This is a genomic window from Culicoidibacter larvae (genome assembly GCF_005771635.1).
In the GTDB taxonomy this organism is placed as follows: Bacteria; Bacillota_I; Bacilli_A; order Culicoidibacterales; family Culicoidibacteraceae; genus Culicoidibacter; species Culicoidibacter larvae.
Genome location: NZ_VBWP01000003.1, coordinates 61,319 through 83,216, shown reverse-complemented (window position 1 = coordinate 83,216; position 21,898 = coordinate 61,319). Strand labels below are relative to the sequence as shown.

Below are 21,898 nucleotides of genomic sequence, written 5' to 3'. Positions count from 1 at the left end.
AGGTACTGGTTGTGAGTTTCGGAAAAATGAATGGATTTGCTGATATTAAGGTAGTCACAAAAACAAAAGACAGTGAAGGCTTTGCAACAACATCAGAAACCGTGATTGCTTCGATTCGAGTCTATCGAGAAGGGCGTCATGGCAGTGAACGCTGGGCTAACCTGGCTACTTTTTCAGAGGCTACAGATTTATTCAGGTTTCGTGCTATTCCAGGAGTTGAGGTTACGACAGAACACTTTATTGAGTGTGATGGAGAGCGTTTTGATATTACCTCGGTAGAGAACGTAAAAGGTCGAGGTATGTATACAGAGATTTTGGCAAAGAAGGTGGTGAGCAGTATTGGCAAAAGTTGATATTAAAATGCCCGATGATTTTTTGCTCAAGATTTCAAAGCTTGGATCTGACTTTGACCCTGTTGCCGAAAAGGTGCTAAAAGCAGGTGGTGAAGTCGTTTTCAAGCGAACGAAGAGTAATCTTTCTGCTGTAATCGGTAAAGGTACAAAGCATGAATCACGATCAACGGGTGAATTAGAAAAGGCACTCGGTGTCACTTCAGTCAGGCTAGATAGGAGCGGAAACCACAATATTAAAATAGGTTTTTCTGAACCAAGGTCTGATGGAGAGAGTAATGCAAAACTAGCCAACATCCTTGAATACGGCAAACACGGTCAGCCTGCAAAACCTTTTTTGAAACCAGCTAAAAGTGCATCAAAGTCTGAGTGTATCTCAGTAATGAAAAGCACCTTTGAAGAGGAGGCCAAAAAGATATGAGCATTCTAGCAGACTTACAAGTCGCTTTAGAATCACTGGATGTTCCAATAGAAACAGGTATGTTTTCGGATACTGCCCCTGGTAAGTACATGGTGATTGTTCCGATGAGCGATAGCTTTGACCTTCATTCGGATAATCTACCATGCATTGATGTTCAAGAGGCACGGATTTCAATTTATAGCAAGGGCAGTTATACAGCGTTAAAAAATCAAGTGGTGCAGTTATTGTTGGCTTCCAGTTTTACCATAACCGCACGCAGCTACATCGGCTTTGAAGATGATACGGGCTATTACCACTACAACGTGGATGTAGCCAAACATTATGAAATAGGAGGTAATTAAAAATGGCAACAATTGGTCTGGATAAACTTTACTATGCGACCATCACAGATGATGAAAATGGCGAAGAAATCTATGGCACACCCACTCAGCTGGCAAAAGCAATCTCAGCCGAGTTATCTGTTGAACTGGCAGAGGCAACCCTCTATGCAGATGATGGTGCGGCAGAAATCGTCAAAGAATTTAAGAATGGCAATATCTCTCTTGGAGTAGATGATATTGGCTCGACTACTGCAGCCGCCTTAACCGGTGTCACGGTTGATAAGAACAACGTTGTGGTTTCTAACAGTGAAGATGGCGGGGATCCTGTGGCCGTCGGTTTTAGAGCAAAGAAATCCAATGGCAAGTATAAATACTACTGGCTCTACCGAGTGAAATTCGGTATTCCTGCCACCAACCTAGCAACAAAAGGTGACAGTATTACATTCTCAACACCAACAATTGAAGGTACGGTTCTCCGAAGAAACAAGCCGGATACAAGTGGTAAACATCCATGGAAAGCGGAAGTGACCGAAGGCGATAAGGATGTACCGGCATCGGTTATCAGCGGTTGGTATACAGAAGTCTATGAACCGGATTACACAGTATAAGGAGGGATAATTCATGGATAACGAACGAACAGCAAGCATTAGTATTGGTGGCGATGAATATGTGCTACTACTTACTACAAAGGCAACAAAGGAAATTGCAGGACGATATGGTGGTCTTGAAAACCTAGGCGATAAGCTAATGAAGTCTGAGAATGTTGAGATGGCACTTTCAGAGATTGTGTGGCTGATTACCTTACTGGCCAATCAAAGTACCCTTGTCTATAACATCAAGCACAAGGATGCACCGAAGGAATTACTAACAGAAGATGAGGTGGAAATTCTCACAAGCCCGATTGATTTGGCAGAGTACAAAGAGGCAATAATGAATGCCCTTTACAAGGGTGCAAAAAGAAATGTACTCAGTGAGGAAAGCCCAAAAAACGCAGTAGCCCCGTAAGTGACGAAGAGTTATTTACGAGGCTTTTATATTACGGCATCAGTCTATTACATCTGACCATGGATGAATTTTGGCTGATGCCGTTTGGTTTGCTACTAGACTTGTGGGAGTGCCACAAACAGTATCAGGGGCTGGCAAAACCAAAAAGAGAGATATTTATTGATGACATTATCCCTGATGGAATCTGACAAAGGAGGTGGAAAGCATGGCAGATAATTTCGGCTTGAAAATCGGTCTTGAAGGCGAGAAAGAATTTAAAAAGGCATTAACAGATATCAATCGTTCCTTTAAAGTACTTGGCTCTGAAATGAAACTGGTAGCCTCAGAATTTGATAAAAACGATAAGTCTGTACAGGCACTTTCCGCCAGAAATTCAGTCCTCAACAAAGAGATTGAAACCCAAAAAAGCAAAATTGATACCTTGAGGTCGGCTCTAGAAAATGCAGCTACCTCCTTTGGAGAAACTGATAGAAGAACACAGAACTGGCAGATTCAATTGAACAATGCTGAGGCGGCACTCAACAATATGGAGCGAGAGTTAAGTAGCAATAATGCTGCTCTTGAAGAAGCTAACTCCAATTATGATGATGCTGAAGATGCTCTCGATGACATGAACCGTGAAATGAACGATGTCACCGACAGTGCAGATGATATGGGAAAAGAGATTGGTGTGGCAGCTGACTCTGCTGAAAAATCTGAATCTAAGTTTAAAGGCTTAGGTACAACTTTAAAATCTATAGGCATTGCGATGGGAGCAGTTGCTGTTGCAGCAGGTGCGGCGGCTGTCAAACTGGGTAAAGAAGTCATTTCTGCTTATGCCGATTACGAACAATTAGTCGGTGGTGTGGATACGCTTTTTAAAGAAAACTCTCAGCAGTTACAAGACTATGCATCGAATGCCTATAAGACGGCAGGTCTTTCTGCCAATGACTACATGGAAACCGTCACATCTTTTTCTGCAAGCCTTATTTCTTCTCTTGGAGGAGATACTGAAAAAGCCGTTAAATATGCGGATATGGCGATTACTGATATGTCTGATAATGCCAACAAAATGGGTACAGACATGGAGTCCATTCAAAATGCCTATCAGGGTTTTGCCAAGCAAAATTACACCATGCTAGACAACCTAAAACTTGGATATGGTGGTACAAAAAGTGAAATGGAGCGACTCCTTGCTGATGCCGAGGCCATCTCTGGTATTGAGTATGATGTTTCTTCTTATGCCGATGTAGTTTCTGCCATCCATGTCATTCAAGAAAGCATGGGCATTGCTGGTACGACTGCTCTTGAGGCAGAGGAGACTATTTCAGGGTCCTTGAATGCTTTTGAATCTGCTTTGCAAAATCTTTTAGTTGGTTTTGGAAATGCCGATGCGGATATGGAACAACTCAGTAAAAACATGGTGGATGCCTTTCAGTCGGTGGTAAAAAACATTACTCCAGTGATTGAAAATATCGTAAAGGCCCTGCCCATAGCAATTGAAGCATTATTGGATGCGGTTTCTGATTTGTTACCGACACTGCTTGCTACGGTGACAGATTTATTTACTCAGGTACTGAACGCACTGATGAACCTATTACCTACCTTAATACCGGTAGCGGTTGATTCCATCCTTACGATTGTGAATGCCTTGATTGAAAACTTACCACTGCTAGTGGATGCAGCCGTCCAGTTAATTGCAACTTTAGTGGATGGTCTTGGGCAAGCAATGCCAGAACTGATTCCTGCGGCAGTTAATGCAATTACTACGATTGTGCAAGGTTTGGTGGATAATTTACCCATGCTTCTCGATGCAGCACTGCAGTTAATACTTGGTTTGGCTCAGGGGCTACTCGAGGCGATCCCGCAACTAATTGTGGCTCTCCCTACGATTATCTTGGCAATCGTTGATTTTATTATTAGCGCAATTCCTCAGATTATAGATGCAGGTATTCAGTTACTAACATCGCTGGTTACAGCCTTGCCTGAAATTATTACGGCTATTGTAGAGGCGATTCCACAGATAATTGATGGGATATTGAATGGGATTTTAAGTTCGATTCCACAACTCATTCAAGCGGGTGTCGACTTACTTGTTGCACTGGTTCAAAATCTACCGACCATTATTACCACCATTGTTGCAGCGATACCTCAAATCATTTCAAGTATTGTAAATGCATTAATTGGAAACATCGACAAGATCATTATGGCAGGGGTTCAGCTATTTGTAGCACTCATTCAGAATTTACCAACCATTGTGGTAGAGATCGTAAAAGCAGTGCCTCAGATTATTGGCGGCATCGTCAGAGCATTTACAAACTCCATGGGTTCCATCGTGACGGTGGGTGGCAACATTGTAAAAGGACTATGGCAGGGTATTCAATCTCTTGCTTCTTGGCTATGGAATAAAGTGAGTGGTTGGATTAGTGGCATTTGGACGGGCATCAAGGATTTCTTCGGTATCAAATCACCATCGAAACAGATGGGGTGGGTTGGTGAAATGCTTGTAAAAGGTCTTGCAGGTTCTATCCAAGATAACGGTGATGAGGCTGTGAAAGCGGCTGAGATGATGAGCGAGGATATCAACGATGTGATGACCAGTCTTGCCAGCGATATGAGTACATCCTTGCCTACAGACTTTTCAGTGGATACTTCTGTAGGTGGCGTGATTTCAAATGCAGCCACTTCTTCCCCAGGTGGTGTCAGTGGGTCGCTAGTTACTGTACAGCAGATGATCGTACGAAGTGAAGATGATATCAGAAGGGTATCTCAGGAACTCTATAATTTAATTCAGACAGGATCCCGTGCTCAGGGCCGGTTTTCTACAACATAAGGGGGTGTGCCGATGGGTTTTTCATATAACGATGTTTCTTCAAAAAGCATGGGACTAAAAGCCAGGCTCACTTCCTGGCAGGTCTGTGGAGGGATGCGTAATTTTACCACCACTGTGCCGGGTAAGTATGGTGTGACAGATTTTGGGGCTGATTTTGATTACCGAGAAATCAATGTAGCTTGTAATATCTATCCCAAGCATAGCTTTTCTGCTCTGGTGAGTACCCTTGACGAACTTTCAACATGGCTTGATCCCATGCAAGGTTTAAAAGAACTTGTTTTTGATGATGTACCCGACAGGTATTTCATGGCGAGGCTGAATGAAAAAGTGGATTGTGAACGACTCATTCGTTTTGCAGGAAGTTTTAACTTAAAGTTTTTCTGTCCTGACCCATTTGCTTATGCCATTACGGATGAAAATTATTTAATAGAAAGCGAAGGAAGTCACACGATTTTAAGACAGACCGGCAATGTTGAATCCAATCCTATGTATCGCTTGAAGGGAATCATCACATCGGGTGCGAACAATTCTATTTCTATTACAACCAATGGCTTGGAAATGAAAATAGTGAATGCTGTACTTTTGGCAGAAGAAACCCTTGTCATTGATACAGATAAGATGACGGCTTATGTGGAAGACGAAAACGGGATAATCTTAAGAAACGCTTTGCCATACCTAGAGGAGATTGATTTTCCAAGTCTCAATGTAGGCAATAATACCCTAGCAATAACAACGAATAATGCTGTGTTTACAGCGCTTGAAATAAAGGCTCGCAGTAAATGGAGGTGATCCAGTGGCACTAAAAACAATATTAAATAAACAGACAGATTTTACGGGAGAGTTCCCAGTTGAGTATGCAAAATCTGGACTGTGGCGGTTCAATGATATATCGGTAGATGAAAATGGCTATCTTGCAGACTCTTCTGGGTTAGATAGAAAAATAGAGCTTGTCAATTATCTAGGAACAACTGCAAGCCTTCAAAGCGGGCAAAAAGGGAGACAAATCCGAATCAACATCAACAATCCCGCTACAGAAAAAACCTACCTTAAAGTGGCCAATGATGGTACGTTCTTTTCGGAGATGGGAGAACGAATCCTTGTTGGCGGTTGGATGATACCGACTACTTATTCGGTAGGAAATACCTATTGCCCCATATTAAATACGCGCTATGGTCCTGGTCAGCCTATCTTTTACCTGTCGCTCTTTGCAGGCAGACCTAGAATCATGCTTTATAACGCTAGTGGTTCTCTTATACTCGACCAAACAACCACACCGCCTTTTTCACTTATCAATGGTGGAGTGTATTTTATTTGCATGGTCATAGAGCCAAACAATAAAAATGCATGGATTGTACTGGGAGATAAGACGAGTGGAACGAGCTGGGTATCCCCGACTTACTCCTTTACAGGCACACTAAATCCTTCTTGTACAGCCGACATCATTATGGGTATGCATGCAGATGCCTATTGGTATGCTGGAAGATTTGATGACTGGTTTTTTGATATGGATTCCAGTCTTACAACGGATGATTTGATTGATTATTTCAATGGGTCTCTTTTGACTAACGGGGGTGATATGGGCGGTGCTGTTGATGCCCTTAGCGTACCGGGAGTGGTGAGCTTAAGGGAAACAGAAGGTGTCTATCCAACGGAAGGAACACTATATACGGCTCCGGCAACGTGCAATCTGTCTGGCACAGGTCGGGTATCTGTTACCAGTGAATATATTTCTGGGGTAACTGCAGTTGAGCCAATAGAAACCTCAACAAGCGATGACCTTGTTCATTGGAGTGATTGGGCAGCCATCGCACTTGATGGAAAACTGGTATCTCCGAATAAGGCATACATTCGTTTTAGGGTCACACTTACTACTGTAGATACGAGTAAGACCCCTCGAATCATTGATATTAGACTTTACGACATTCCAAAGTCACCTTATGAGAGGATTGGTTTCGCAAGACCTGTCGTATTGGATTCAAATGGAGCCTGGGAGGCTGTGTTAGAAAATGCTTATAACATTGTAGTAACCAGTGAAATCAATGGCGAGGATACGCTCTCCTTTATGATCCCCTACCGTGATAACAAGAGGGGATTTATTGATAGTGAAAAGAAAATCCAGATTGTTAATGACATCTATAAAGTAAGGACTTTGACGGATACAAAAGATAGCGAAGGAAATCTAGCGACTGAAGTGTATGCTGAAGCAGAGTTTTACGACCTGACTTTTTCAGTGCGAAAAGAAGAACATAAATTTGATGCAGAAACTGCTGAAGTGTCCATGGCATATGCGTTAGAAGGAACAGAGTGGAGTGTAGGCACAGTCAATGTTGGAACCAAAAGAACCTGGACGAGTACAGAAAAGAATGCACTATCCATCCTTCGCACGGTTGCGGACTTACATGGTGGAGACCTTGTCTTTGATTGCCCCAATCGGCTGGTCCATCTCTTAACGGTCTATGGTACGGATAGCGGTGCATTGTTTGCTTATAAGAAAAATATGAAGAGCATTAAAAGAGTCGTTGATACCAGAAGTCTTGTGACAAGGCTCTATGCCATTGGTAGCGAGGGTCTTACTTTTGCAGATATCAATGGAGGAAAGGCATATGTGGAGGACTATACGTATTCGTCTGATATTCGAATATCAACGCTTGATTGTTCTTCCTTTACCAATCCCTATCAGATGAAAGAATATACCGAGATGAGGCTTGCTCAGTATGCGAAACCAAACATCTCCTATGTTTTAAATGCAATGGATTTATCGGTGTTAACGGGTTATGAGCATGAAGCATGGTCGCTTGGAGATTATGTTCATGTAGAAGATAAAGATTTAGGACTGTCGGTGACAACTCGTGTTATACGAAGAGAATACAACTTACAAGAACCATGGAATACAGTATTAGAACTATCTACTACCCTTAAAAATCTGGGTAGTTCTGCAAGCCAGTGGGATAACGTGGCAGATTCTCTTGAAGGCACAAGTATGGTAACGAACAATGATATCCGTGAAATGGTGCCTTTTAATCTGCTGCGAAATTCTCGTGCTGATGATGGCATGGCTTACTGGATTAACTCAGGCTTTGAAGTAGATGGTGATAACGGTGTAAGTGGGTCGACATCCTTTAAGGCAATGGGTGTAGCTAATATGACAAAGAGTATGGCTCAGACCATCTATCCGGCTAATCGCTCTAGCTACACACTCTCGGCACAAATCGCATCTGAAAACCTTGAAAAACTGAGTAGCAACTCACAGGTTGGCATTGAAGTGGTTATTGAATATGAAGATGGAACGACAGAAACAAGGTTTATTGATTTGTATTAAGGAGGTGGATTGGTGGCCTATTTTTCAAGAACATCAGAAAAGATACTCCCAGAAAGCTACTCTTCTAAAGTAAAATCCATTACCATCCGTGTCTGTGTCACAAATTGCACAGGCACTTTTTATATTACGGATCTCTTTTTACAAGCAGGGTCAGTGGTCACGGGATGGGTAGGTCATCCCTGTGAAATAAGGTGGACGTTAGATGGCTAAGGTTAAATTTATAAGGTTAGCAGAAGTCATAAATAAAAAACAAGATAAGCGTGTCATGAGTGTAAGCATAAAACCTACCCTCTATGATTGCACTGGCATGATTTGGTTTACGGACATCCAGTTACAAGAAGGACCTGTTCTAAATGGTTATGCGCCTCATACAGAAAGTAGGTTAGAAAAACTAAAGGAAGATGGCAGTATCAAGAATCCTGTTTGGTTTAACGGTGTGGTCCGTTCAGAGGAAACCATTATTTTATTTAATGTTGGTGAAACCTCTGCAGGACTTGATATTCATATCTATCCAAAGATTTCTATGTCTGCTGGAACAGTGAAACTAAGCCAAGGTATAGGAGGGCAACAGATATCCTTCCCTAGAGAAATTGAAAAGGATGCTGATTTGGCACTTCTGGCATCCACACTAACTTGTACCAAAAACGGAGGCAGCGAACCCAAAGAGGGGTTCTATCAATACAGTGCCGCCTGGGACTCAAAGCACAAAGTAAGCCTTGAAAAAGGGAAATCTGCAAGGGTGCTGTTTACCATGCAGGAAATGCAAGATGGAGGTGAACCATTCTAATGGAACGACTAAAAGGCAAGAAAATCATGGTGTGGACTTTCATGGGAAATGCACGGATGTATGAAGCTTTAGAGAAATATGGAGACCGGATTGATACCATCGGTCTTTTTTCTTTTAAGGTACGAGCTACCGGTGAAATTGTTGAGAGTGGTGTTACCATCAGCAGTATGCTCCCCTACATTAACCGTTATCGTCATATCAAATGGTTACTTACCATTGCCAATGATGGTGCAAACAGTATTTTCAGAGCATTGAGAGATAACACGAATGGCGCTCAGGAACTGTTTCTATCCGAGCTTATTCGTATTATGAAAAAGTATCCTTGGTGCGATGGTATTGATATTGACCTAGAAAGAGGCGATGACTATTCCACTCATGCTAAGTCAACGACCATGTTTAAAAATATTTACAACACCATCAAAGCCTATGATTCAAGTAAACTGATGAACATTTGCCTTCCAGGTATGACCAGTGTCAATGGCTCTGTAGGTGGTGAGAACTGGTGCGTCTATGGTGACCTAGACCCTTATTGCGATACCGCATCAATTATGAGTTATGGTATGGCTTGGTCAGGTTCTGCACCGGGACCTGTATCTCCAAGGAGCTGGCTTGAAGGGATTTATAATTATGCCGTTACAGTGATGAATCCCGATAAGATTTTCTTTGGGATGCCTGCTTATGGATGGAACTGGCAAATCTATGACACACCAGAAAACCTAGGTAAAGCCTATAGGGGAACGTCTCATACCTACTATGCGGCAAAATACTGGATGACAGGAGTCTATAATTTCACAGACGATGCGCCTCCTCAACCTTTTATTCCCATCGTGGCTTATTGGGATGATGATAATAAAGTGCCCTGGGCATTGCCGCATGTCTACGATTATATGGAAGGAAGAGATGCCACTCGCTATAGCTATCCACTCTTATCTGCAAGCTACAATGGAAGACAGTATCTGACGGCCTATGGCAAACAACAAAAGACAGCCTTTGGTACTGTTTATGTGGATCATGATGCCATGCCAGATAGCTATTCCGGTGTTGTTTCCGTATCTAATAGCGTCACAACCCTGGGTGATGAAGGCGCAGCAACCTATCATTTTACGCTTGCTCAGGCAGGTACTTATGATGTAGCAGTAAAGCTAGGCTTTCCATTTTGGGATAAGAATAATATTCATATCTCCCTTGATGGAAATGAAGTAGATTTTTCTGAAAACAGACTGTGGTGGCCTTATTGGAGAACGACTTTCTGGGCGGTGTTTAAAAAAGGAGTGCGCCTTTCTGCAGGAACACATACCATCACCATTTCGCTTGGGGCAAAGGGTGTACAGTTTTATGGATTTAGAGTCTGTTCTTCATTTTCTGAGGAGCCATCAGTTGGTGAAGCAGAATATACCCTTGCTCCTAGACATTTCAAAGATGTAAATGGTGATATGGTAGGACCTGCAACTGGTTTTAAGTTGACGCTTGAGATGCTTAGAAGAAAAGCAGATTCTGCCCTTGTGTGGTATGAGGATTTTAGAGATGATAACCCTCTCCCCCAAAGCTACTGGACAACATTATCAGGCGAATGGAGTGTTTGGCAAGATACAAGCAGTTCGATGAATAGACCCTATTCCCAACTGGAGGGTAAGGGGCAGTTAGCATGGAACTACAACAATTTTTCAGATATCCATTTAAGGGCGCAGATTATTTTTCCTGAGACCTTTAGTGGCAAGGCAGGTGTTTTTATTGGAACGATTTATTGTTGCTTTAATTATGATAACCAGCGTATTGAACTGTATGAAGGTTCTACTTTAAAAGGTAGTTATGCCACCAGCTTTTCAAGAACATCGGCCGCAAACATTCGATTGAATCCAAGCTTTTACACTCTAGAAATTCGAAAACGTGGCAATCAAGTGCGGGTCTATTCCTCTGCATCCAATACACTGCGCTTTACAGCCACTTGCTCGGATGTGACAGGGTATGCAGGTATTCGTTCGGATAATAAAGTCCATTGCCAGTTGCTTCGCTTAGGCGATGCTTGGACCTATGAGCCTTATGAACGCTTTGACGTGCTTATGCCAGATGGGGCATTTAAAACATATGGTCGGCTAACAAGAAGTAACTGTTCTTGGGATGATGAGTTTCAAGTATTTACTTTAACAGCAGACCTTGAAGAATCAGCCACAAGAAGTGAAAGCATCTCCCTAGATTATGATTTTTTTCATTCAGATATGATGCCATCCATTCAGTGTGGAAATGACTACAGTGTCACCATCATTCCAAGGGATATTAACATCTGGATATCTCGTATTTTCTTAGGTGATGGTGACGGATTTTCCATTCTTTATTATCAGGATGTGGATAGCCTCGTGTACTGGGCAAATGAAGCAGCTTATCGGTGGAAACTTCGAGGCATGTGTATGTGGTCACTAGGGCAGGAGGATTTAAGACTCTGGGAGTGGCTACCAAAACAAATAGAGTAATCAAAGGAACATCTGCAAAAGTAGGTGTTCTTTTTATTTCATCAAAAGGAGGAATTTTAAATGAAAGAAATATGGAACTGGATCCAAGTTGTGATAACAGCAATCGGTGGATTCTTCGGATGGTTTTTAGGAGGAGCAGACGGATTTTTATATGCGCTACTAGTCTTTGTAGTCATCGACTATCTAACAGGTGTCTTATGTGCAATCGCTGATAAGACCCTATCAAGTGAAGTGGGATTTATCGGAATCAGCCGTAAAGTGCTGATTTTTGTTTTAGTGGGTGTAGCCAATATTTTAGACGTTTATGTGATTGGTGATGGGAGCGTACTAAGAACAGCGATTGTTTTCTTCTATCTATCAAATGAGGGAATTTCGCTGTTAGAAAATTCAGCTCACCTTGGACTACCTATCCCAGAAAAACTAAAAGATGTATTAAAGCAGCTCCATAAAAAGAACGAGGAGGAATAATCATGAAAACTAAAGGAATTGATATTAGTACGTGGCAAAAACCAAGTCAGATTAACTATGACCAACTTGCAAAAGAAGTTGATTTTGTCATCCTTCGAGCAGGATATACGGGCCACGGTACAGGAGTAAGTTTGCACAAGGATGATGCCTTTGAACAACACTACAAAGCCTTTCACGAGAGAGGTATTCCTATCGGTGTTTACTGGTACAGCTGTGCCAATACCAAAACCAAGGGCATAGCAGAAGCGAATAAATGCCTAGAAATTATCAAAGGCAAGACCATCTCTTATCCCGTATTTATTGATACAGAGGATAATTATCATCAACGACCAAGTGGCAAGAAAGCCATTTCCGATGCTTTAGTAGGCTTTTGTGAAACCGTAGAAAGTGCTGGATATTACGCCGGCATCTATGCGTCTAGTTCTTGGTTTCAAGATTTAACAGAACTGGATCGTCTAGAACCTTATGATTTCTGGGTCGCTCAGTGGTCCAGTAAAGAACCGACTCTTCGTCATGGTATCTGGCAGTACACAAGCAAAGGTAAACTAAGTGGTTACTCAGGAAACTTAGACATGAACTATGCCTATAAAGATTACAAAGCGATTATCCAAAGTGCAGGGCTTAATCATCTTGGTAAAGAAGAAAATATACCTGCTCCTACAGAAAAGAAATCGATCGAGACGCTGGCCAAGGAAGTCATTCAAGGCTTATGGGGTAATGGTGAAGAACGAAAGAAACGTTTAACAGATTCAGGCTATGATTATGCGGCGGTGCGGTCAAAGGTCAATGACCTGCTATCTAGTAAGAAGTCGATCGATACCATCGCAAAAGAAGTCATTCGTGGCGATTGGGGTAACGGACAAGAACGAAAAAACAAACTCACAAATGCCGGTTATGACTATGTTTTGGTACAAAAAAGGGTCAATGAACTCTTGAAATAACAGTAATCAAGAATGCCTATCAAGGAGTTTTTCTCTTTGGTAGGCTTTCTTTTTTTCTAAACCGTCAGATTCTATCACCTCCCGTGGCTACTAGGTAGAGGGCAAGAAATAAATCGCCCTTTGGAAAGAGGTGATGGATATGAAACACAATCTAAAAATCAGTGTTTCAAAGAAACCACAGACAGGCGGACTTGTTACCTACCGTAATGTGTCCGTAAGGGAACGAATTCTTCGCTTTCTTTTAGGGAGTAAACAGCGTGTAACGATTGTGATCCCTGGAGATAGCATCGAGGAACTATCTATCTGTGAAATGACGAAAGGAGGAACTGACCTTGAGCAAAATAAAGTTACTGCTTGAAGTGGTCAATGATATGCGAAGTCTTGCTGACAGCATACAGGCGGTTTGCGATGTAATGACAGAAGGAAGTCCTGCTCCAAGTGCAAAAGCTGCAACTGAACAAGAACCAGTAAAAGAGCCAGATATCCCACTTGAAAAAGTGCGTATGGTACTTGCTGAAAAGAGCCAACTTGGATTTACCGCCGAAGTGCGAGGACTCATTCAGAAGTATGGTGCAGACAAGTTAAGTGCTGTTGATAAGACTTATTATGCTGACATCTTGAAAGATGCGGAGGGTCTTGGAAATGGGTAATCATGCAATATTATCTGCATCTTCATCCCACAGGTGGCTCAACTGCCTACCCTCTGCAAGACTTGAACAGGAGTTTGAAGACCAAAGTGGTGAGGCAGCAAAAGAAGGTACAGCGGCTCATGACCTGTGTGAACACAAACTAAAAAAGGCACTTCATATGAGAAGTCAGCGACCTGTCTCTGAGTATAACTCTGATGAGATGGAGGAATGTACAGATGCTTACGTTGACTTCGTTATGGAGCAGGTGGAACTTGCAAAAACAAAATGTAACGATCCAATCGTCCTTATCGAACATCATCTTGATTTTTCATGCTATGTACCAGACGGCTTTGGAACAGGAGATTGCGTGATTATCGCGGATGACAGACTTCACATCGTAGACTTTAAGTATGGGCTGGGTGTGCTAGTCGATGCCGTGGACAATCCACAGATGAAGCTCTATGCCCTAGGAGCGCTTGGAATCTATGATCACCTGTATGACATCAAAGAAGTGTCTATGACAATCTTTCAGCCTAGAAGAGAAAATGTCAGCACCTGGACAATACCAGTGGAAGAACTAAAAGGCTGGGCGGAAGAGGAACTAAAGCCAAGGGCTGTCAAGGCCTTTAACGGCGAGGGTGAATACATCCCCGGTCCATGGTGTACCTTCTGTAAAGCGGCAAACAGATGCCGGGCTAGAGCCGAAGAAAAGCTAAAACTTGCCGAGAAAGAATTCAAGATGCCACCTCTGCTGACGGATGCTGAAATAGAAGAAATCTTACTTATTCTTCCCGACATTAGCAAATGGGCGAATGAAATAACCGCCTATGCCACTGATGCAGCAGTTAATCACGGTAAAGAGTGGAACGGTTTTAAAGTTGTGGAAGGTCGCTCGGTTCGCAAGTACAAAGATGAAGGAGCCATTGCAGAAAAAGCCGTGGCAGATGGATATAAGGACATTTACAGAAAGAGCCTTATTCCGCTGACAGAGATGCAAAAACTGATGGGTAAATCCAAATTTGAGGAACTCCTCGGTGACCTCATTTACAAACCACCGGGTAAGCCGACTCTTGTTCCAAATTCAGATAAAAGACCGGCTATGAACGTAGCACATGCTAAAAACGAATTTAACGAAATTATGGAGGATTAAATATTATGGCAAATATGCAAAACAAGACAAAAGTTATCACAGGTGTAAACTCAAGATTTTCTTACTTCCACGGTTGGGAGCCTGTATCTATTAATGGTGGTGCAGAAAAATACAGTGTATCTGTCCTTATTCCAAAGGATGATAAGGAAACTATTAATGCCATCCATGCAGCGGTTGATGCTGCCATAGAGGAAGGTATCGCAAAGTTTGGTGGCAAGAAACCCAATAAAGCTGCCATTAAGCTACCGTTGCGTGATGGAGATGTAGAGCGTGATGACGAGGCTTATAAAGGCCATTACTTCATCAATGCGAATAGCAAGACAGCGCCACAGATTGTAGACAAAAGTGTTAAGCCGATACTGGATCGTAGCGAGGTATACAGCGGTTGTTATGGTAGGGTTTCTCTTAACTTCTATGCTTTCAACTCAAATGGTAATAAAGGTGTAGCTTGTGGTCTTGGTAACATTCAAAAAATTAGAGACGGAGAACCTCTAGGCGGTAAGACTTCTGCAGTAGATGATTTTACGACTCTTGTCGATGATGACTTCCTTGCCTAAAAGGAATAGAAAACTTGATGGTGGTGGAGGTCTTACCTCTGCCACCTTTTTTCATTTAGGAAAGGTGGTAGCTATGAAGAACTTAGAAATTGATATCGAAACCTATTCTTCTACCAATCTACAAAAAAGTGGTGTTTATCGTTACGTAGAAGCAGATGATTTTGAGGTGATGCTGTTTGGTTATGCGGTTGACGGTGATGAAGTTAAGGTCATCGATTTGATGAATGGAGAAAAGATTCCAAAAGAAATCCTAGATGCCTTAACCGATGAAACCATTACGAAGTGGGCATTTAATGCTCAGTTTGAGCGAGTATGCCTTTCACGTTATTTGGGCTATCCCACTGGGACTTATCTAAATCCTTCCTCATGGAAATGTTCCATGGTTTGGTCTGCCTATATGGGTTTAGCTCTTTCTTTAGAAGGTGTAGGTGCAGTGCTAGGACTTGAAAAGCAAAAGCTGACAGAGGGTAAAGACCTGATACGATATTTTTGTCTTCCATGTACTCCAACAAAAATAAATGGTGGTAGAACCCGTAACCTACCCACTGATGAAATCGATAAATGGCAGCAGTTCAAAGCATATAACAAGCGTGATGTGGAGGCAGAAATACAGATACAACAAAGATTGATCAAGTTTCCAGTACCAGAGGACATCTGGGATGAGTATCATCTCGACCAAGAAATCAACGATCGAGGCATAAAGGTAGATATGGATTTTGTTAAACAGGCCATCGCCATGGATGACATATCTCATGAAAAACTACTAACCGTCATGCAGCAGATAACAAATCTGGATAACCCAAACTCAGTACAACAGATGAAAAGCTGGCTTTGTGAAAATGGTCTAGAGATGGAGACTCTCGGTAAAAAAGCTGTCGCTGAGAAACTTAAGGAAATCGATGGTGAACTAAATGAAGTTCTTTCACTTCGTCAGCAACTGGCAAAATCCTCGGTAAAGAAATATACAGCAATGGAAAATGCAGTTTGTAGTGATTCTCGCGCCAGAGGGATGTTTCAGTTTTATGGAGCCAACAGAACCGGCCGCTTTGCCGGAAGGCTGGTGCAATTGCAAAACCTCCCTCAAAACCATATGCCAGACTTAAAAGAGGCACGAAATATTGTCAGAAATGGTGATGTTGAAACACTGGAAATGCTCTATGAAGATATACCTGATACCCTCTCACAACTGATTCGTACAGCCTTTGTACCAAGAGTTGGTCATAAGTTTATTGTGGCTGACTTCTCAGCCATTGAGGCTCGTGTGCTTTCATGGCTCGCAGGCGAAACATGGCGAACAAAGGTATTTGCTAGTGGTGGCGATATCTACTGTGCATCTGCCTCCCAGATGTTTAAAGTCCCCGTTGAAAAGCATGGTGTGAACGGTCACTTGAGACAGAAGGGTAAAATCGCTGAATTGGCACTTGGATATGGTGGTTCTGTTGGTGCGCTAAAAGCCATGGGTGCATTAGAGATGGGGCTTGAAGAGGAAGAATTAAAACCGCTTGTGAATGCCTGGAGAATGTCTAATCCAAACATCACACAGTTCTGGTGGGATGTGGATCGGGCGGCTAAACAATGCGTAAAGGAAAATAAATCACAAGAAACCCATAGCATCGAGTTTCATTGTTTTAGTGGCATGCTTTTTATCGTTCTTCCTTCCGGCAGAAGGCTTGCCTATGTAAAGCCTCGAATTGGTGAGAATCAGTTTGGTGGTGAGTCTGTGACCTATGAAGGAGTAGGTGGAACAAAGAAATGGGAGCGTCTTGAAAGTTACGGTCCTAAGTTTGTAGAGAATATTGTTCAAGCCATATCCCGTGATATTTTGATGCACGCAATGAAGTCTCTCCGTCATTACAGAATTGTGGCTCATGTCCATGATGAAGTAATTATTGAAACTAATCCTCAAATATCGGTTACTGAAGTATGTAAACAGATGAGTCAAGTGCCACCTTGGGCGAAAGGGCTGCTCCTTGATGCCGATGGCTATGAATGTGACTTTTATCAAAAAGATTAATAAAACCATCAGATTTCACCTCCTGCCGTGGCTACTAGGTAGGAGGTGTTTTTCTATGAACATTTTTGAAGTAAAAGACGGTTGTCCTACTATCAAGGGCAAAGCAGAACAGATGACAACAGAAGATTTGCAGAGGGAATATGACTTTCATATGGCGGAGAGCATTATCAAAATGCTTTATAAAGAAGGCAAAATTACAGCGGATGAATTACACAAAATATCAGCATTAAACCGAGAGAAATTCTCCCCTCGACTAGCCAAGATTATGTCCTAAAAACCTTGCTATTAGTGGCTTTTAGAGTGATATATGTAATGGATGAAAGCGAGGTGAGATGATGAAAAAGATAACAAAAATAGATGAACTGCCCCAAGGACAACTACCTAATACGAAACTTAGGGTTGCCGCCTATGCCAGGGTCTCAACCGATAGTGATGAACAGCTTGAAAGCCTTAAAGCACAGCGTGAACACTATGAGCGCTATATTAAGTCTAATCCTGAATGGGAGTTTGCTGGTCTTTATTATGACGAAGGGATCTCCGGCACCAAGATGGAGAAACGGACTGAACTGCTCCGCATGATACGAGATTGTAAGCAAGGTCGGATAGATTTTATTATCACCAAATCAATCAGCCGCTTTGCTCGTAATACAGTAGATTGCCTAGAGTTAGTAAGAAAGCTGATTGATATCGGTGTTTACATTTATTTTGAAAAAGAGAATCTAAATACGGGTGATATGGAAAGTGAGCTGATGCTTTCTATTCTTTCAGGATTTGCTGCAGAAGAGTCTGCATCTATTTCACAAAACTCAACATGGTCCATTCAAAAGAGATTTCAAAATGGCAGTTATGTTGGTACTCCGCCCTACGGCTACACCAATATAGATGGTGAAATGGTAATCGTCCCAGAAGAAGCAGAAATCATCAAACGTATTTTTGCTGAGTGCCTTTCAGGGAAAGGTGGAGGTACTATAGCAAGAGGTTTGAACAAAGACAAAATCCCAGCAAGAAGAGGTAATCACTGGAATGCAGGCACGGTGATAGACATGCTCCGAAACGAAAAATACATGGGAGATGTTTTGTTACAAAAGACCTACACTGATAGTAACTACAACCGCCATTCGAATACAGGTGAAAAAGACCAGTACTATTACAAGGACAATCATGAACCTATTATAAGTAGAGAAGACTTTGCTAAGGCACAAGATCTCATTGATGAAAGAGCCAAGATGAAGTGTAAGGGCGTGAAAAAGAACGTTTATCTTAATCGATATGCTTTAAGTGGCAAGATTGTCTGTGGAGAGTGTGGTCGCAATTTTAGGAGAAAGACAAACTACTCAGCTGGTAGGAGTTACATTGCTTGGAGTTGCATCGGTCATATCGAAGACAAAGAGAGTTGCTCCATGTTGTTCTTGCGAGATGGGGAAATCAAAGCCACATTTACAACCATGATGAATAAACTTGCTTTCAGTCATAAGCTAATCTTAGAACCACTTTTCAAATCAATTAGCCAAATCGATGAAGAAAGCGACCGTGAAAGAATGGATGCTATTGATAAGCGAATGGAACAACTCATGGAAGAACGCAACACCCTTATTACACTGATGGCCAAAGGTTTCCTTGAGCCAGCTCTTTTTAATCAGGAACGGAATGTTATAGATAGTGAGATTAAAAATCTTACTACCGAAAAAACAAACCTGGTAACGAACTCTACGAGTGGGGTTTTACGAGCAAACGATATAAAGGACCTCATTGATTACGTGTCAGCAGATAATTTTAATGGTGACTACACAGAAGAATTATTTGAAGAATTTGTAGAGAACATCATTGTTAATTCCAGGGATGAGCTGACATTCAATTTGAAATGCGGTCTTTCCCTGAAAGAAAAGGTGGTGAGATAAATGGCATATATTCCATATGGATACAAAATTCAAGATGGAGAGGTTACTGTCGATGAAAAGGCAGCAGGTCAAGTAAAGGTATTCTTTGAGAAATACATATCAGGACTATCCCTTACAGTGGCTGGCGAACAGGCAGGTATTGATAAGACACACTCTGTGATGGGACGCATTTTGAAAAACGTCAACTACCTTGGAAATGATACGTATCCAGCAATCATTGATAAAGAGATATTTGATAAAGCTGAAGAAGTTAGAGATAAACGTGCAAAGGATTTAGGACGAGTGGTAGAGCTTGCCGCTTTCACCTCTCCCCCTCCCAAAGAACGATTTAAAATGAGAAAGGCAGATAATAAGATGCCAGTTGATCCTTTTGAACGAGCAGAATACTTATACAGTCTGATAGAAAGCGAGGAATAAAGTGACAGAGAAAAATATAATGGTTATTCCTGCTCGTAAAAGAGTAGGAAGTACAGCCGCAAAAGAAAAGATAAAGAAACTTCGTGTTGCTGCCTATTGCCGTGTTTCTACAGAAACAGAAGAACAAAATTCTAGCTATGAGGTTCAGGTCGCACACTATACAGAGTTTATAAAGAAAAATAATGAATGGGAGTTTGCTGGCATCTTTGCAGATGATGGTATCTCCGGTACAAACACTAAAAAGCGTGACGAATTTAATCGTATGATTGCAGAGTGTATGGATGGTAACATCGACATGGTTATTACTAAATCCATCAGCCGATTTGCACGTAACACCCTAGACTGCCTTCAATATATTAGACAGCTCAAGGATAAGAACATATCCGTTTATTTTGAAAAAGAGAACATCAACACCATGGATGCCAAAGGTGAGGTTTTGCTGACTATTATGGCATCTTTGGCACAACAGGAAAGCCAGAGCCTTTCACAAAACGTTAAGCTTGGGCTACAGTACCGATACCAACAAGGAAAGGTGCAGGTCAACCATAAGCGATTTATGGGCTACACCAAAGATGAAGATGGAAATTTAATCATTGTTCCCGAAGAAGCTGAGATTATCAAACGCATCTACCGAGAATACCTTGAAGGTCAGAGTCTAGTGGGCATTGGTCGAGCCCTTGAAAAGGATGGTATTTTAACAGCAGCGGGAAAACCAAGATGGCGACCAGAATCAGTTAAGAAGATACTTCAAAACGAAAAATACATCGGAGATGCCCTTCTGCAAAAGACTGTCACAGTAGATTTTCTGACCAAGAAACGAGTGAAAAATGAAGGGCATGTTCCCCAATATTATGTTGAAAATAGCCATGAATCGATTATTCCCAAAGAATTATACTTGCAAGTTCAGGAGGAAATTCATCGAAGAAGCAATATCTACACGGGAGCAGGCAAGAACAAACGAATTTATAGTAGCAAGTACGCTTTAAGTGCCATCACCTTCTGTGGAGATTGTGGCGATATTTATAGGAGAACCTATTGGAATATTCATGGCAGAAAAGAATTTGTCTGGCGATGTGTGACTAGAATCGAGCAGGGTCCTGAGGTATGTAAGAACCGAACCGTAAAAGAAGATGAACTCTATGATGCTGTAATGACTGCAATTAATAAACTGCTTGCAGGTGGCAACAATATGATAAAGACACTGGAAGAAAATATTCATGCGGTGATTGGTGAAACGACAGAATACCAAATTTCAGAGATTAACAACTTACTGGAGGAAAAGCAAAAAGAACTCATCAAGCTGGCTAATAAGGGTCAAGATTATGAACATCTAGCAGATGAGATTGATGAGCTGAGAGACAAGCGACAGCTCCTTTTAGTAGAAGATGCCTCCCTCAGTGGCGAGAACGAGCGAATCAATGAGCTGATTGAATTTATCCGCAAGAACAAATTCCGTACCTTAGAATACGATGATAAGCTTGTAAGGAAGATAATCCAGAGCGTTACAGTCTATGAAGAACACTTCGTCATATCCTTTAAATCTGGTATTGAAATTGAAATATGAAAATCAGAAGTAAATAGCCCATGACTCTGAAGTAGAGTTGTGGGTTTTGTTTTGCTTGCTGATTATAATAATATTTTAATAACTATTGTGTTTATCAACCAAATGGTTTATAATATTCTTAGCGTAAACTTGGAGGTGCTGTATGACTACGGCAGAAATGATTAAAGAACTGTGTGAGCAAATGAATATAAGTGTTTCCGAACTTGCTAGACGTATTGGCCAGACTCCTCAGAATTTCAATAAGAAATTGAAACGCGAAACGGTAACCTTAGATGAGTTGAAAGCCATTGCTGATGTGCTAGGTGTCAAGTTTGAGCAGGCTTTTATATTGCCTGATGGCAATGAAATAAAGACGGGTAACGAGTAAAGGAGGCGGTTATTATGGGAAAATATACAGATGAAGAAATAAGAAATTGCAAAAAAGTTACGTTAAAAATTGCTGGTGACTATCTGGGTATTTCACCAAATGCGGTCGGAATTGGTATGAGAAATAACTTACTGCCAATAGGTCTTGCTATTCATAACGAAGAAAAGGATCGCAGGTTCAGTGAGAGTTGGTCTTATCATATCGTTGCAGAGAGATTAATCGCATATAATCATGGAACAATTTCCGAAATCCATGTTCAAAATATTGAGAAAGGGTTAGATAAAATCGTAGAAGAATTTTCTAACCTTAAACAAGAACTGCTTTTTATATTAAGCGAAAACGAGGTACCAGAGAATTAGAACTTTTTGAGTATGCGTTTTCGCTAGGAAAATACAAAGATGCTACTGTGAA

General features: G+C 41.6%; 24 protein-coding genes. All 24 read left to right on the top strand.

The features are described from left to right. Positions 1-11 precede the first annotated feature (11 nt). The 24 genes from FEZ08_RS04540 (at position 12) to FEZ08_RS04425 (ending at position 21,846) form a co-directional block, all read left to right on the top strand. Positions 12-353 carry a head-tail adaptor protein gene (locus tag FEZ08_RS04540; RefSeq protein WP_138190532.1) on the top strand — a complete coding sequence of 114 codons (342 nt, stop codon included), beginning with the start codon at positions 12-14 and terminating at the stop codon, positions 351-353. Beyond that, entirely contained in the window at positions 340-771 is a 432-nt protein-coding gene (locus FEZ08_RS04535) for an HK97-gp10 family putative phage morphogenesis protein (protein ID WP_138190531.1), read from the top strand. The genes FEZ08_RS04540 and FEZ08_RS04535 overlap by 14 nt, the downstream gene beginning before the upstream one ends. Next, positions 768-1,112: a hypothetical protein gene (locus FEZ08_RS04530; RefSeq protein WP_003762682.1), complete on the top strand. Its 345-nt coding sequence runs from the start codon at positions 768-770 to the stop codon at positions 1,110-1,112. Before FEZ08_RS04535 ends, FEZ08_RS04530 begins: the two co-directional genes overlap by 4 nt. A gap of 2 nt (positions 1,113-1,114) precedes the next feature. Continuing rightward, positions 1,115-1,699 (top strand): major tail protein, encoded by a 585-nt coding sequence (locus tag FEZ08_RS04525; RefSeq protein ID WP_138190530.1) that lies wholly within the window; start codon positions 1,115-1,117, stop codon positions 1,697-1,699. 13 nt (positions 1,700-1,712) lie between these two features. Beyond that, a complete protein-coding gene (locus FEZ08_RS04520; protein ID WP_138190529.1) occupies positions 1,713-2,096 on the top strand; it encodes a hypothetical protein in 384 nt (127 codons plus the stop codon). Positions 2,097-2,301: 205 nt separating this feature from the next. Further along, positions 2,302-4,908 carry a phage tail protein gene (locus tag FEZ08_RS04515; protein ID WP_138190528.1) on the top strand — a complete coding sequence of 869 codons (2,607 nt, stop codon included), beginning with the start codon at positions 2,302-2,304 and terminating at the stop codon, positions 4,906-4,908. Between the two features lie 12 nt (positions 4,909-4,920). Next, positions 4,921-5,697 (top strand): distal tail protein Dit, encoded by a 777-nt coding sequence (locus FEZ08_RS04510; protein WP_138190527.1) that lies wholly within the window; start codon positions 4,921-4,923, stop codon positions 5,695-5,697. Positions 5,698-5,701: 4 nt separating this feature from the next. Next, positions 5,702-8,227, top strand: coding sequence for a phage tail spike protein (locus tag FEZ08_RS04505; protein ID WP_138190526.1), 2,526 nt, complete (start codon positions 5,702-5,704; stop codon positions 8,225-8,227). 12 nt (positions 8,228-8,239) lie between these two features. Continuing rightward, positions 8,240-8,437, top strand: coding sequence for a hypothetical protein (locus FEZ08_RS12665; protein WP_018659533.1), 198 nt, complete (start codon positions 8,240-8,242; stop codon positions 8,435-8,437). Beyond that, positions 8,430-9,014 (top strand): hypothetical protein, encoded by a 585-nt coding sequence (locus FEZ08_RS04495; protein WP_138190525.1) that lies wholly within the window; start codon positions 8,430-8,432, stop codon positions 9,012-9,014. The genes FEZ08_RS12665 and FEZ08_RS04495 overlap by 8 nt, the downstream gene beginning before the upstream one ends. Then, the gene (locus FEZ08_RS04490) at positions 9,014-11,482 is read left to right on the top strand and encodes a glycosyl hydrolase family 18 protein (RefSeq protein ID WP_138190524.1); all 2,469 of its coding nucleotides are present in this window, start codon (positions 9,014-9,016) and stop codon (positions 11,480-11,482) included. The genes FEZ08_RS04495 and FEZ08_RS04490 overlap by 1 nt, the downstream gene beginning before the upstream one ends. A 60-nt stretch (positions 11,483-11,542) precedes the next feature. After that, the gene (locus FEZ08_RS04485) at positions 11,543-11,950 is read left to right on the top strand and encodes a phage holin family protein (protein ID WP_138190523.1); all 408 of its coding nucleotides are present in this window, start codon (positions 11,543-11,545) and stop codon (positions 11,948-11,950) included. A gap of 2 nt (positions 11,951-11,952) precedes the next feature. After that, entirely contained in the window at positions 11,953-12,891 is a 939-nt protein-coding gene (locus FEZ08_RS04480; RefSeq protein WP_138190522.1) for a GH25 family lysozyme, read from the top strand. Between the two features lie 139 nt (positions 12,892-13,030). Beyond that, positions 13,031-13,249 carry a hypothetical protein gene (locus tag FEZ08_RS04475; protein ID WP_127723027.1) on the top strand — a complete coding sequence of 73 codons (219 nt, stop codon included), beginning with the start codon at positions 13,031-13,033 and terminating at the stop codon, positions 13,247-13,249. After that, a complete protein-coding gene (locus FEZ08_RS04470) occupies positions 13,224-13,541 on the top strand; it encodes an rRNA biogenesis protein rrp5 (RefSeq protein WP_127722942.1) in 318 nt (105 codons plus the stop codon). Before FEZ08_RS04475 ends, FEZ08_RS04470 begins: the two co-directional genes overlap by 26 nt. Beyond that, entirely contained in the window at positions 13,534-14,670 is a 1,137-nt protein-coding gene (locus FEZ08_RS04465; RefSeq protein WP_138190521.1) for a DUF2800 domain-containing protein, read from the top strand. Before FEZ08_RS04470 ends, FEZ08_RS04465 begins: the two co-directional genes overlap by 8 nt. A 5-nt stretch (positions 14,671-14,675) precedes the next feature. Further along, complete coding sequence (locus FEZ08_RS04460; protein WP_003762660.1) at positions 14,676-15,227, top strand: DUF2815 family protein; 552 nt, start codon at positions 14,676-14,678, stop codon at positions 15,225-15,227. 73 nt (positions 15,228-15,300) lie between these two features. After that, positions 15,301-17,241, top strand: a complete 1,941-nt coding sequence (locus FEZ08_RS04455; RefSeq protein WP_138190520.1) for a DNA polymerase — start codon at positions 15,301-15,303, stop codon at positions 17,239-17,241. A gap of 55 nt (positions 17,242-17,296) precedes the next feature. Further along, positions 17,297-17,515 (top strand): SHOCT domain-containing protein, encoded by a 219-nt coding sequence (locus FEZ08_RS04450; RefSeq protein WP_086035010.1) that lies wholly within the window; start codon positions 17,297-17,299, stop codon positions 17,513-17,515. 61 nt (positions 17,516-17,576) lie between these two features. After that, complete coding sequence (locus FEZ08_RS04445; protein ID WP_138190519.1) at positions 17,577-19,139, top strand: recombinase family protein; 1,563 nt, start codon at positions 17,577-17,579, stop codon at positions 19,137-19,139. After that, the gene (locus FEZ08_RS04440; protein WP_069980599.1) at positions 19,140-19,556 is read left to right on the top strand and encodes a recombinase; all 417 of its coding nucleotides are present in this window, start codon (positions 19,140-19,142) and stop codon (positions 19,554-19,556) included. A gap of 1 nt (position 19,557) precedes the next feature. Continuing rightward, on the top strand, positions 19,558-21,120 hold the full coding sequence (locus tag FEZ08_RS04435; protein WP_171014939.1) for a recombinase family protein: 1,563 nt from the start codon (positions 19,558-19,560) through the stop codon (positions 21,118-21,120). A gap of 142 nt (positions 21,121-21,262) precedes the next feature. Next, positions 21,263-21,487 (top strand): helix-turn-helix domain-containing protein, encoded by a 225-nt coding sequence (locus FEZ08_RS04430; protein ID WP_089981969.1) that lies wholly within the window; start codon positions 21,263-21,265, stop codon positions 21,485-21,487. Between the two features lie 14 nt (positions 21,488-21,501). Next, positions 21,502-21,846, top strand: coding sequence for a hypothetical protein (locus tag FEZ08_RS04425; RefSeq protein ID WP_138190518.1), 345 nt, complete (start codon positions 21,502-21,504; stop codon positions 21,844-21,846). The last annotated feature ends 52 nt before the right edge of the window (positions 21,847-21,898 follow it).